Genomic DNA, 13,405 nt, shown 5'->3' on the forward strand with positions numbered 1-13,405 from the left:
CCTGTATCGATCCGAATCTGGATGGGGTACGGGCTTTTTTTAATGCAGTTAAAAGTTCCTATTTGTTACAATTGCTGCTGATATAGATAATTAAGCAAGCTACTGTAGCTTATTGTTCGTTATTGAGCAGGAAATGTTAGGTTAGGCGGAAGATAAGCATGATCTGTGGTCTTATTTCACTAGATACCTCGATAGTTAGGGGGAATAAGCACATTTAACTTGGCTATTAATTCGTTCTTATGAACGAAAGGTAGGTTTACACCAAAAGGGCCCTCAGGGCGAACTGTTCCATGGTGAAAAGCCTGCCCGCACAGCGCATATTGCCGCGCGAGCAGTCGAAGAAGGCCGTCTCGCAAGCCGAGAAGGCCTGGAGATCCTAGTGAGACGTCCCAAAAGGTCGTCTCACGGTAAAAAGCCCGCCCGTGCAGCGCATTTTGCCGCGCGAGCAGTCGAAAAAGGCTGTCTCGCAAGCCAAGATGGCCTGAACATATCATGAGACGTCTCAAAAGGCCGTCTCACAGTAAAAAGCCATTCGCGCCGACCGAGCGAGAAACCCTCAAAAAAGGTGTTGTCAAAAATAACCAACTCAACTATACTAGCATTAATCCCATATGGAAGCGATACCAGAAATCGTTTACTTAAACCTAATCCTCATCAAGAGGATTTTATTTGAGGGTAATCTGGAATCGATTCCAGAAAAAAGAGAACGCGATAGGAAGGTGGTCATGACATGGAAACGAATCTGCCGCAAGCTGGTGTCAGTGCTGCGGTGAAGAAGAGAAATGCTGATCTGGGAAAGCGAATACGGCAGCACAAGCATTTGTATCTCATGCTCCTTCCCTGTATTGTGTTTTTCGTTATTTTCTCGTACATCCCCATGGGCGGATTGATGCTAGCCTTTAAGAATTATCAGTTTAATAAGGGTATCCTGGGTAGTCCTTGGGTGGGACTCACGTATTTCAAAGCATTTTTTAACGACTACCAAAGTGGGAAGTTAATTAAAAACACATTGATGATTAGCAGCATTAAAGTTTTCGTGGGATTGCCTTTTCCAATTCTGCTTGCATTGATGTTTAATGAGATCAGACATCGGAGATTTCGAGGAATCACGCAGAGCATTTCGTATCTGCCGCATTTTCTTTCTTGGGTTATCGTTATCGGCCTTATGCAGCGGGTACTTGCTCCGGATACAGGGCTGCTCAACGAGGTGATTCGATTTTTCGGCGGAGATGGAAGTACGTTTTTCATGATGGAAAGCAAGTACTTTTATCCTCTCATGTTTGGAAGTCATATCTGGCAGAGTATTGGCTGGGATTCTATCATTTATTTGGCCGCTATTGCTGGCATTAATCCTGAACTGCATGAGGCTGCCAAAATTGATGGCGCAAATAAATGGCACGAAATCTGGCACGTTACCTTGCCGGGTATTCGCTTAACGATATCCATTTTGTTTATTTTATCGCTGGGTAACATTTTGCAGGCAGGGTTTGATCAAATCTATCTCATGCGAACTCCTGGCAATATGGAACTGGCAGATATCCTTGATACCTATATTATTCGGGTAGGACTTCAAAATGGGCAATACGGGTATGCAACGGCTGTTGGTTTGATGCAAGGCATTATCGGTTTAATTCTTGTTGTGGCTGCGAACCGAGCTTCGAAAAAGTTTTTTGACGAGTCAATATGGTAGCGATACCAGAATCTTTCACTTTTCGACAGTTAGAGTGTTGAAGATCACCGCCAGGTGTTATTCATAATATTTAATGGAAAAGGGGAGTATGGGATGAGCAAAAGATGGATTAAATGGGTGACCATGCCGTTAGCCGCAAGCTTGCTGCTAGCAGGTTGTGAAAGCTCCGATCAACCTGCGGCAGGAGGAGATACAGCTTCTACGACACCTTCATCCGCAGCCAGCAGCGGCAAGCCCGCCACTTGGATTGCAGACCGAACCATTAAGGGACTACTATTTATTGACAGCGATGATATAACGAAGGATATTAACCCCGAGATTGCCAAGAAGGTAAAGGAAATGACAGGAATTACGCTGCAAATGGAGGGTGTAAATTCCCAGCATGCCATTGACGGACTCATTGCCGGGCTGGCTTCCAATGATTTACCGGACTTCATCGTCTATTATCTCAATAACAGCGGCCGACCGGAAATGCCAGTCATTTTGAAAGCAGCCAAAGAAGACATGCTCACAGATCTAACGCCTCTTATTAAAGGAACAAAGGTGTTCAGCAAATACTTGGATGATAAATATTTACCGCTGGACACGAAAAATGGCGTGATGTTTCGACCGGAATTTAGCGGCTCCAGTTATTTTGTCCATATGAATGTTCAAAGAGAAGGCGGCTACGAGGAACGCAAATATGTTTCTGGCCCCTATATTCGTAAGGACATTGCCGAGAAGCTAAACGTTGATCCACGAACGATTAAAACAACGGATCAAGTGTATGAGCTGGCGCAAAAGATCAAAGAAGGTAATTTCAAGGATAAAAACGGTAAAGATATCCTGCCAATTGGACCTCGTTATTGGGGGAACAGCAATCATGAGAATGGAACACTCTTCAGCGATTTAACGTGGGGAGCGATTGACCAAGGTTTTGACAAGAATAAGGAAGGCAAAATCGTTCACGAAAGTAAAACAGAATTTCCGATGAAGCGAATTGAGTTCGTTCAAAAGCTTTTGAAGGAAAAATTGATGGTGCCTGATTACTACGCCATGCAGGAAAACAAAGCGACGGAAGGAGCAATTAACGGGTCATTTGGGATCATCGGCGATATGCATAACTATCTGGACTTTAATAAAGACATGAGTTATATCCCGCTTGGACCTATTCATTCTGTGGATGGTACCTACCGGATGAACGTTGATTATAAAAGCGGGTATATGGCCTGGTCCATTCCGAAAACAACGAAAAATCCACAGGACATCGTCAAATTCGCTGATTTTCTCGCTAGTCGTGAAGGGAAATTGATCTGGCAGTACGGTCTGGAAGGAAGGGACTACACGCTGGATGCCAAAGGCAATCCATTGGTCAAAAAAGAAGTTTTAGAGCTTCGTAACAAAGATCCAAAGGCGGCCAAAGAACTGGGCTTTGACGGCGTAGGGAATGGCTGGGGAGGTTACCTCGGCAGTACGGACATTAACAGACTAGGTGATTTCGGTGAGATGCAGTATGCCGATGCGGTCTCTCCGGAAGCTAATGCGACACCTCTGAAAATTGCCGACTACTGGGGCTACGATGACAAAAAGAAAAACGCCCTTATTAACGATGGTTATCGCCCGCTTTCATTCATGAATGAGCTTCCTACTGGCAATGAGTTAAAGACAGCTTTAACGAACTATAATGAAAGCATCATTCGCGCATTTTACGCGAAAAGCATGGATGAAGCGCAGAAAATTCTTGATTCCGCGAAAAAGCAGCTGCAAGCAGCAGGTCTGGACAAATTCGAGGAGTTGCTTCAGAAGAAGGACAGCGATCCTAAAACGAAAGTAATTCTTAAATAGTTCAAAGTTGAATTGGGAGGCTGGCGCTCCCGTAAGGCTGGCGGGAGCGCACTTTTAGTAAGAGGAGAGGTTAACGTGGGAAATGAATTCTATAAGATCTCAACAGGTGAGAAAATAGTTAAGTTCGTTAATTATGCCCTAATTATTCTCCTATGCTTGTCCATCGTGCTTCCTTTTCTGAATATATTGGCACTTTCCTTTAACGCAGGAAAGGATGCAGAAAGAGGGGGCATCTATTTCTGGCCCCGCGTGTGGACGCTAGAAAATTACCGTGAAGTATTTACGTCGGCTAATATCGGCAGAGCATTTGCCATTTCTATATTTCGTACGGCTTTGGGTACGATTGCAGGCGTATTTCTATCAGCAATGGCAGCGTATACGTTAAAAAGCAAGACGATGCCGGGCGTCCGATTTTTTACGCTGATGGTTTTCTTCACGATGCTGTTCTCTGGTGGTATTATTCCTTATTACATGCTGCTCAAGAGTTTGCATTTGACGAATACCATCTGGGTTTATGTCCTTCCAGGGTTGTACAGTGCATGGAATTTGATTATTATGCGCACGTTTTTCCAGCAAATCAGCATCAGTCTGGAGGAGTCGGCGAAGCTAGACGGCTGCAGCGATTTTGGCATCTTCATGCGAATTATTATGCCGTTAAGTAAACCTGTGCTAGCAACAATCTCCTTATTTACAGCTGTGAGTCATTGGAATGATTGGTTCACGGGTGCTTTTTTTGTCAGAACCGCATCGCTGAGACCTTTGTCTACCTTGCTGCAGGAGATGTTGACCAAACAAGATGCCATTCGGGAATCCCTGATGCAGGCAGCAGGCTCGAACCAATTTCAAATGCTTGAAAGGATGCAGCTAACGGGCGATTCGTTGAAAATGGCGACGATTATCGTGGTTGTAGCGCCAATTATTGCGGCCTATCCATTTATACAGAAATATTTTGCAAAGGGAGCCATGATTGGATCGGTCAAAGAATAAACGCTGCAAACAGAATAATTCATGACCTTCGTCATGCTCAATGTGTGATAAAATGTATAAATATGGTTCTGTCGAAAAACAGAGAAAAATGTTCTAGGTTGCGAGTTAGGAAGGATGATAATCATGGCGCCAAAAATTAAAGATGTAGCCCAAAAAGCGGGAGTATCCGTCACGACGGTTTCTAGGGTATTAAACGGAGAGAAATACGTGAAGGATGATCTGAAGGCCAAAGTGAAACAAGCGATTGAGGAACTTGGTTATGCACCCAGTCATATCGCGAGGAGCTTGGTACGGAAGAAAACGAACCTGATTGGTGTTATTGTCCCCGATCTAACCTCAAGCTTCTATTCGACGATCTTGAGCAGCATCGAGGAAACGGCGAGCTTGAATGATTACAACCTGCTGGTCTGCAACATTATTGAGGATACGGATAAAGAACTGAAATATTTGAATGTCTTTCATGAGATGCGTGTAGACGGCATCATTATTATGCATGAGAAGTTAAGCGATGAAATTCGCAGCTTCATTCATAAATTGGATATTCCAATCATTTTTTCAAGCGTAAGACCTGTAGATCATAAGTTCATTTCTGTCATTATCGATGATTACGAGGCGGCTTATGATGCGACCAAGTATTTAACGGAGCTCGGTCATGAGCGAATTGCTTTTATAGGCGGGGATATGAGAGATGTTACCTCAGGGCAGAACCGCTATGTAGGATATCGCAATGCTCTGAAAGATCAGCGAGTCAGAATGTTCAACGATTATATCCGGTTTGGCGACTATAAAACACAAAGCGGGTATGACCTGATGAAGGAACTGCTGGCATGTGAACCTCGTCCTACTGCTTTATTTGCAGTGAGTGACGATATGGCAGTAGGGGCTATGAACTGTATACACGACCATCAACTTAAAGTTCCCGATGATATATCTATTATTGGCTTTGACGGAAGTCAACTGACGGAACTCGTACGCCCGAGGTTGACCTCTATGGAGCAGCCCATTCAAGATATGGGGAAAATTACGGTTCATACGATGATTGAAATTATCACAGATCCTGCTTCCAGTCCGCGGGAAGATTTGATATTGGGACACAAGCTCGTCGTACGTGACAGCTGTAAGGCATATCAGCAAGAGAGATAGGCAGAGAACAGAGCGGAAGAGGGAGAGCGGAGTGAAAAAGTTTGATGCGGTAGTCATCGGCGATGCCAATATTGATCTCGTGGTAGTGGGCTGTAATCAAATCCCTCAACCCGGACAAGAAATTTTCGTAGATAATATGATGATGCATGTTGGTGGAGGTGCAGCTTTATTTACGATTGCATTAGCCAAGTTAGGTCTGGATGTCGCATTCGACGGTGTTCTTGGAGATGATGGCTACGGTCATTATATCCGGGATCGTTTTACCGGATATGGTATCGATACCAGAATGATCCGGACAAGCGAAACAAGTCGTACTGGTATCACAATTGCCATTAATCCTGAACAGGATCGTTCCTTTATTACCTACGTGGGCTCCAATGCTGAGATGCATGTTGAGGAGTTGGATGTAGCTCAAATCGCGTTAGGCAAACATGTACATGTCACTGGCTATAGGGGACGGCGCAACCATATGGAATTCGTGGAAATGGCTAAGAGATTGAAAGAAGCAGGAGTTACCCTTTCTTGCGATGTAGGATGGGATGATACCGGAGAGTGGTATTCGGGCATTTTCGAGTTAATGCAATATGTGGACGTTTTTCTGATGAATGAAACGGAAGCTCTGCATTATACAGGTTTGGAGCAGATTGATGAAAGCTTAAGCTATATGTCGGGCTTCTGTCGTCACATCGTCGTTAAGCTTGGACCTAAGGGGGCCGCAGCGATGAAAGACGGCTTGCAAACGAACAGTCCCGGATTCTCGGTGGCAGTCATAGATACGACGGGGGCGGGGGATTCATTTAACGCTGGCTATATGTATGGCTTTTTGACCGGGCTTGATGTGGAGACATGTCTGCTGTACGGCAATGTATGCGGAGCTTTGTCAGTTGGAGCTTACGGCGGCAGCACAGGTACACCAGACAGAGAAGGGTTAGAGGCTTTTATCAAGCAAAATCAGTGAGGAGGAATCTGGATGAAGGCTATGCATATACAGGGTGTGGACAAAGCCATCTCGCGCTTGATCATGGGTACTGGGGATTTGAGGAAATTGGAAGAGCCGGAACGGATGATGCTTGATGCTTATATTCGCGCTGGAGGGAACACCTTCGACACAGCTCATCAATATCGGAATAAAGAGGTCATTCTTGGCCAGTGGCTTGCGGAAAAGAAGCTCCGTGAGCAGGTCGTCATTCTCACGAAGGGGGCTCATCATGACGATGGCAGCCCTGGTCCGAGGGTGAATCCACAGGCAATCCGAAAGGATCTGTTGGAGAGTTTGGACAGATTAGGTACGGATTATGTGGACTTGTACGCTCTCCATCGCGATGATCCTCATGCAGCAGTAGGCCCGATAATGGAAGAATTAAATGAACATATTCAGGCATCGCGCGTCCGGGCTATCGGAGCTTCAAATTGGTCCTTTGAGCGTATCCAGGAAGCCAATGATTACGCAGCCTCCCATGGGTTGATCGGGTTTACATTCAGCAGTCCAAATCTAAGCCTAGCTAAGCCAAACGAGCCCAGATGGGAGGGCTGTGTATCGGCAGATGGAGACACCTGCGCTTGGCATGGGCACAATCAACTGCCGCTCCTTGCATGGTCCTCGCAGGCAGGAGGTTTTTTCTCGGGTCATTTTACGCCGGACCATCAGGAAAATCTTGAAATGGTTAGGGTTTACTATAACGCTGACAATTGGGAGCGTTATCGCCGCGCCACTAAGCTTGCCGCGGATAAGAACGTCAGCCCGATTCAAATTGCGTTAGCTTATGTGTTGAATCAGTCTTTTCCGACTTGTGCTATCATTGGCCCGAGAAATCCTGATGAACTTCAATCTTCTATTGAAGCTATGCATATTCAGTTTACGCCAGATGAGCTTGCTTGGTTAAATCTAGAACGGGAGGGAGCTGCGAAATGATTAGACACAAGCTGGCAGCCCAGTTGTATACAGTAAGAAATGAGCTTAAACAGGACTTTCCAAACGTGTTAAGAGAGTTAAAGAAGATGGGGTGGGCAGCCGTTCAAATCGACGGATTGCATGGGTATCCTGCTGCAGACATTGCTGCAGTTATGAAGGAAACAGGACTGCGTACCGCAGGCATGCATGTTGGCTTAGAGCGGATGAAAAACGATCTTGAGGCTGTATTGGAGGAAGCAAGGCTGTTCGATACCAAAGATTTGATCTGTCACTCCTTGCCAAATGGGCTGCAAAACCCGGAAGGTTATCTCAGCGTGCGCAACGATTTGCATCAAGTTGCTTCTAAGGTAAGCAGCTTAGGCTATCGTGTTGGTTACCATAATCATGATTTTGAATTTCATACGATGATGGAAGGAAAGTTTGCGCTCGAATATTTGCTCGAAGACCCAGCTGTTTATCCGGAAATCGATACCTATTGGGTCCAAAAAGCGGGTCAAGATCCGTTGTCCTTCTTCAGCCAGTATGCATTTCGTATGCCGATTCTTCATTTGAAGGATATGACGGCAGACGGAAGGCAATATTTTGCCGAGATCGGTACAGGACTGATCGATTTTGCGCCTATACTGACGTGGGGATTGCAAAACGGGGTTGAATGGTTCGCTGTTGAGCAGGATTACTGCCCAGGCAGCCCTATGGATAGTCTGGCAATCAGCTTAGCTCATTTGTTGGAGCTGGAGAAAAAATTGGTTTAGGTTGATCGAGTTATGAGCTACGAGCTACGAGATATAAGATATTGGGAACTGTGGTTCTCTATTTCAGTGGAAATCGACCCTGCGGCCGATGAGAGGAACTATGATCCTCTATTTCTCTAATTTCGGCTGAAATGTAGGTTTTTAGGCGAAATAAGACCCTGTAGTTCTCTTGGTATCGCAATTTAGCCGATTTAACAGAAATAGCGACCTGTAGTTCCCACAGGCAAACGCAAATAAGGACTGTCCTCCAAAGAAGGTTGTATTCTTTGGAGGACAGTCCTTATTAATTTCCGCCCGAAGCAGCCTGCTGCTCGTTTTTATGCTGCTTATGCGCCTGCGCATCGATGACCTTACCGCCGCTGCCACTGCCACTGCCTTTGTCGCTCACCGCTGCGATCTGCATCGCGCTGCTGCCTTGGAAGATCCCTCCCTCCTGAATAATGAAGGAGCGGACATCGATATTGCCCACCAGCACGCCGGAGCTAGTGACGATGAGCTTGCCTTTGGTCTGGATGTTGCCTTTCACTTTGCCCGCGATGATGACGTCGCGCGCCAGGATGTTGGATTGGACGACAGCATTTTCGCCAATCGTGATATCGCCAGCGCATTCAATGTCGCCATGCAGCTGGCCTTCGATCCGAAGGCTGGCTTCGGACATGATTTTACCTTCGCAGATGGTGCTGCCTCCGATCAATGTGTCCGTTGTTTTCGTATCCATGCGCTTCGATTTTGAGCTTCCAAGCATTAGCGTTCATCCTTTCTATTGGTTATTAGATAAGGGGTTGGGTCAATGGGGACACGGTTTTTCTGTACCTCGTAATGCAGATGGGAACCCGTGCTTCGTCCTGTGGAACCAAGTAGGCCGATCAGTTGACCTTTTGTTACTGATTCTCCGCGTTTAACGAGCATTTTATTCAGATGCATATAACCAGTTTGAATGCCGCGCGAATGATCGACAAGGATACGGTTGCCGTACTCATTGTCGAAGCTGGCTTCGATTACTTTGCCTGAAGCAGTTGCATAGACGGGGTCACCTAACTCGCCGTCAAGGTCAAGACCCGTATGCATGGACGGCTTGCCAGTGAAGGGATCTCTGCGAATGCCGAAGCCCGAAGTAAGACTATGCGTCGTGATGGGCCAGAGGGTTGGCGTGATGCTCCGCAAATAGTCGGCTTGCTGCAATCGCGCTTCTGACTCGCTGAGATTAATAAGCAGTGCGTTAATATCCCCGACTAAGCTAGAAAGCCCCTGTTTGGTGCTGCTAACAAGCTGAGTCACCTCCTGAGAAGTGACTGGGACCTCGTTGCCTCCGACATCTGTTTCAGAAGCGGAATCACTTAAAGCGGACAGCTTTTTGCTTGTCCTGTTTGGTTCCTCTGATTGGCTCATTAACTGTATGACATGATCTAGTTTCTTAATTTCTTCGAGCTTGCTCTTGAACTCATCTGCTTGCTGGGATAAGTCAATCAAATTAGTTTGAAGCTGCTCAAGTTCATTATCTTTAAGTGTAATTTGATCAACTAGTTGGCGCTCTTGTCCATCGAACGTTCGCTGCAAGTTTTCTTTTGTTTGATGGGAGTAGGTATTCATGAAGTAAATCGTGACAAAAAAACCAATCAGCACGAGCAGGATCACGCTAGGCACAATATACAAGCTACTGTGCGGAAGCTTGAATCTTACGGTACGGCGGTTGGCGCCCGGAATGATCATGAAGGTTAGTTCTTTTTTACCCCAGATGAATCTCAACCGATCCTCTTCCTTTCCGTAATAAAGTCCCCCCTCCTTGATTGGATTGTATTCGTAAAGAAGATGAGTCATGCCTAATTTATTATTTTGTGAGAATATTCCAATGAATGACCGGATGCAGGACATACTAATTTTGGGTATTAATTTGGGTGTAGCAGCATGTCCCCGAACTCAACTTTTTTATGAAAAGCTACGTCTATAGGGAAGAGTGGCGCACTACAAGAAATGGAAGGAGTGAAGATGATGTTGAAAAAATATGTACCTATTTTGGCCTTAGCTGTTATGACGTTTACCGGATGTGAGTCGTCCGGAACAACGAATGGAGCTGTGAATGTTTCTGATTCTCCGCAGTCGACAGCGACTGCAACATCACAACCAACATCACAACCAACCATACAACCAACGGATCAAACGACAACTCCCTCTGGGACACCTGTAGCAGGAACCAGTGATAAACCATCGAAAGTAGCTATGACCGGGGTGACGGCTGTCCGCTTAGCGGATGCCAAATCCGGCTGGATTGGCGGCAACGGCTGGATTGCCCATACAGATGATAGTGGTGCAAAGTGGCAGGTTCAATATGAAGGCAAAGGCGATGTCAAACAATTATTTGCTCTGAATGGCAAAGAAGCCTGGGCAACTGTCGGAACGGAAGGCAGCTTGCTGAGCACCAAAGATGGAGGCCAACATTGGGCATCTGTCGGTAAAATGCCGAACGCCGCATTCTTTCATTTTGTATCGAATGGGGAAGCGTTCAGCGGGAATGCACATACCGTGGATGGCGGTGTAAAGTGGACAAATATGCCTGTACCTGAGGGCACTACGGGAGATGCCTATTTCCATGACGCCAGTAACGGGTGGGCTGTCAAGCAAGGCAAAGGCACCGTGGAGGTTGTGAGAACCCAGGATGGGGGCAAAACTTGGAACACCGTGATGTCCCGCAATAATGCCGCCAACCTCACAGGCGCAGTCATTCGTTCCGCCGGAGCGAACGATGCTTGGGTTGAGTTGATCGGTGAATCAGGGATGTCTCAAACTTCGTACTCCTTGTTTCACACGAAGGACGGCGGGAAGACCTGGCAGACGGTACTCGCGAACAGCACCGCTGGAGGCGGGCCAGCCCCTGGCATCCCTGCAGGGGATACCGCAGGGCCGAAAAACACGGGCTCGAAGCCAGGGCCGCTCTACGTCGTAAGTCCCGACGTAGCCTTCATGGGCGGCCAGTGCCCGAGCTGCGACAAGCCGAACTCCGTCGGATGGACGAAGGACGGCGGCAAAACTTGGGTGAACGGCAAAGAGACGTTCACGGGTTACGGCGAGCTTCTGCTAGGCATGGCAGATGCGAATCAAGGCTGGCTGATCACGAATGACAATGAGCAGCCCAGCGTGATGTACACCACCGGCACAGGTGGTGTGAACTGGACGAAGGTGCATACCTTCGATGCACCGAAATAACAAAAAGCCTTACCGGAAGCTGACTGCTAACGGTAAGGCTTTTTCTCTCATCCATGAAATTCCAATGATTACGACCCCCTGACCTCGGGGGTGGGGTGAGAATGGTATGTGTAGACTTGCTATTTTTGCACATACACAGGAGGTCAGACATGCTAGCCCCTAAATATACAATTTCCACGCTAGTCATTGCACTTGTCGTGCTTATTGGTTTTACCGTGCAAAATCCAGAAAATATGGCGCTGAATGCGGCAAATATGAATACGAACGATCATAAGACGATAACAACAGAACCAACACAACCGGCCGAATCGGCGACTCCAGAAATAACTCCCTCGGCAACGCCTATAACGAAGGGGATGGTGGAGACAGCAACTTCCACATCAACTCCGGCGCGGACAGCTAAGCCAATTGCGAAGCCTTCAGCGACACCCAAAGCAGCAGCTCCAAGCCTCACACCGCCTGCGGTCTTACCTAATGAAGTGGAGAGTCCCACAGCGGCTCCAGTTGCAACGGCAGCAGCGCAAGAGAACCTAGTACCGCAGGCAAGTCCTACACCATCTGTGATGATTGCTGCGACTGCGACACCTATCATAAATAAGCCTGCGCCTGAACAAATGCGAGAGGGGGATGACCCCGTTCCGGGTGTGAAGAAGGTGAATCTCGCCTCAGCTGAGATCGTGAAAATCAAAGAACAATACGAACAAACTGCGGCTTCCGATAACAAGGATGCAACGTCAACGTGGAAGCGTGAAGCTGACGCCCTCATTGTCAAAGGAATGAGTTTCCTTGGAACCCCTTATGTGTTCGGAGCGAAGGAAGGTCAAACGGACACGTTCGACGGTTCCTCCTTCCTCCAATACCTATTTGCGACCCAAGAGGTAAGCTTGCTGCGTGATGTCGGACTGCAAAGTGAGCGAGGGACCGAGGTGTCCCTCGATGAACTGCGCGAGGGCGATCTCGTGTTTTTCACCACGCCCAAGCGAAAAAACAAAGAAGGTACCGAACAGATTGGCCATGTGGCGGTCTATATGGGTAACGGACTTATCTTGCATACCTTCCGTCCAGGCATCGGTGTCACCGTCTCGGAACTGGATGCCGTTTGGAAAGATCGCTTCGTTAAGGCTAAACGCGTGTTGTCTTAATGAATTTTTGCGGGGATGGCTTTGTTGTAACCCAGAAGCTCCGATACGGTGATTAACTTGTATCCCCTGTTTTTTAATTCAGGCAAAATAATCTTCAAGGCTGCGATGGTTTGCGTTGGGCCTTCAATATAGTCATGAAACAGAACGATGTTCCCATTTTTCGCATTTTTGAGCACCGTGTTCACAATACGATTGACCCCCGGAGTATCCCAATCCTTCGTATCCAGCTGCCAGCTCCACATAATCATTTTGTAGCCCTCATCTTTAACGACAGACACAAGACGCTCGTTGTAGAAGCCCCCAGGCGGCCGAAACAATTGTGCACGCGTTCCTGTTTTCGCAACAATCAGCTCTTCCGTCGTGTTCAGTTCTTTCTTGATGTTAGTATTTCGCCCGATATAGGCATGGCTATATGTATGATTAGCAATCTCATGACCTTCTCGAGCTGTTTGTTCCAGAACATCAGGATAGAGCTGGATTTTGTTGCCGACAACGAAAAAAGTCGCCTTCGCGTCGTATTGCTTAAGTAGCTCTAGAACTTGAGCCGTATACTTAGGATGTGGGCCGTCATCGAAGGTAAGGGCAATCACCTTCTCATCCGTATTGACTTCCCAGACAATTTCCCCACGTGTTTCATAGTAGGTGCGGTCTTTTTTAGGAGCGGCACTGGCTGCTACTGGCTGCATCAACAACAAGCAAATACACAAAGCTGCAAAGATTCTCATGATGTCTCCTTCGTTGATTTGGTACAAGT

The 13,405-nt window shown here is 46.9% G+C and carries 13 protein-coding genes; 9 read left to right on the forward strand and 4 right to left on the reverse strand.

Going from position 1 to position 13,405, the window contains the following annotated elements; all coding sequences use genetic code 11:
- Positions 1-179: 179 nt before the first annotated feature.
- Positions 180-494, reverse strand: a complete 315-nt coding sequence (locus AC58VC_RS22465; RefSeq protein WP_497371517.1) for a hypothetical protein — start codon at positions 492-494, stop codon at positions 180-182.
- Positions 495-730: 236 nt separating this feature from the next.
- Here AC58VC_RS22465 and AC58VC_RS22470 point away from each other — a divergent pair, with 236 nt between their 5' ends.
- From AC58VC_RS22470 to AC58VC_RS22500, 7 genes are all read left to right on the forward strand, one after another.
- Positions 731-1,690, forward strand: coding sequence for an ABC transporter permease (locus AC58VC_RS22470; RefSeq protein WP_497371519.1), 960 nt, complete (start codon positions 731-733; stop codon positions 1,688-1,690).
- Between the two features lie 93 nt (positions 1,691-1,783).
- Positions 1,784-3,514 carry an extracellular solute-binding protein gene (locus AC58VC_RS22475; RefSeq protein ID WP_497371521.1) on the forward strand — a complete coding sequence of 577 codons (1,731 nt, stop codon included), beginning with the start codon at positions 1,784-1,786 and terminating at the stop codon, positions 3,512-3,514.
- Between the two features lie 75 nt (positions 3,515-3,589).
- Positions 3,590-4,501 (forward strand): carbohydrate ABC transporter permease, encoded by a 912-nt coding sequence (locus AC58VC_RS22480; protein ID WP_497371523.1) that lies wholly within the window; start codon positions 3,590-3,592, stop codon positions 4,499-4,501.
- Positions 4,502-4,624: 123 nt separating this feature from the next.
- Entirely contained in the window at positions 4,625-5,644 is a 1,020-nt protein-coding gene (locus tag AC58VC_RS22485) for a LacI family DNA-binding transcriptional regulator (RefSeq protein ID WP_497371525.1), read from the forward strand.
- A gap of 31 nt (positions 5,645-5,675) precedes the next feature.
- A complete protein-coding gene (locus AC58VC_RS22490; RefSeq protein ID WP_497371527.1) occupies positions 5,676-6,602 on the forward strand; it encodes a carbohydrate kinase family protein in 927 nt (308 codons plus the stop codon).
- Between the two features lie 12 nt (positions 6,603-6,614).
- A complete protein-coding gene (locus AC58VC_RS22495; protein WP_497371529.1) occupies positions 6,615-7,556 on the forward strand; it encodes an aldo/keto reductase in 942 nt (313 codons plus the stop codon).
- Complete coding sequence (locus AC58VC_RS22500; RefSeq protein WP_497371531.1) at positions 7,553-8,308, forward strand: sugar phosphate isomerase/epimerase family protein; 756 nt, start codon at positions 7,553-7,555, stop codon at positions 8,306-8,308. The genes AC58VC_RS22495 and AC58VC_RS22500 overlap by 4 nt, the downstream gene beginning before the upstream one ends.
- Before the next feature lie 283 nt (positions 8,309-8,591).
- On the opposite strand, the gene AC58VC_RS22505 is transcribed toward AC58VC_RS22500, so the two are convergent.
- Both AC58VC_RS22505 and AC58VC_RS22510 read right to left on the reverse strand, forming a co-directional pair.
- Complete coding sequence (locus tag AC58VC_RS22505; RefSeq protein ID WP_497371533.1) at positions 8,592-9,026, reverse strand: bactofilin family protein; 435 nt, start codon at positions 9,024-9,026, stop codon at positions 8,592-8,594.
- A 26-nt stretch (positions 9,027-9,052) separates the two neighbouring features.
- Positions 9,053-10,054 (reverse strand): peptidoglycan DD-metalloendopeptidase family protein, encoded by a 1,002-nt coding sequence (locus AC58VC_RS22510; RefSeq protein ID WP_497371535.1) that lies wholly within the window; start codon positions 10,052-10,054, stop codon positions 9,053-9,055.
- A 243-nt stretch (positions 10,055-10,297) separates the two neighbouring features.
- Here AC58VC_RS22510 and AC58VC_RS22515 point away from each other — a divergent pair, with 243 nt between their 5' ends.
- Together AC58VC_RS22515 and AC58VC_RS22520 are read left to right on the forward strand one after the other, a co-directional pair.
- A complete protein-coding gene (locus AC58VC_RS22515) occupies positions 10,298-11,509 on the forward strand; it encodes a YCF48-related protein (protein WP_497371537.1) in 1,212 nt (403 codons plus the stop codon).
- Between the two features lie 149 nt (positions 11,510-11,658).
- Positions 11,659-12,651 carry a C40 family peptidase gene (locus tag AC58VC_RS22520; protein WP_497371539.1) on the forward strand — a complete coding sequence of 331 codons (993 nt, stop codon included), beginning with the start codon at positions 11,659-11,661 and terminating at the stop codon, positions 12,649-12,651.
- Here AC58VC_RS22520 and AC58VC_RS22525 read toward each other — a convergent pair.
- Positions 12,648-13,376 (reverse strand): polysaccharide deacetylase family protein, encoded by a 729-nt coding sequence (locus AC58VC_RS22525; RefSeq protein WP_497371541.1) that lies wholly within the window; start codon positions 13,374-13,376, stop codon positions 12,648-12,650. The genes AC58VC_RS22520 and AC58VC_RS22525 overlap by 4 nt on opposite strands.
- Between the last annotated feature and the right edge of the window lie 29 nt (positions 13,377-13,405).

The sequence above is a fragment of the Paenibacillus sp. J22R67 genome (assembly GCF_059692175.1).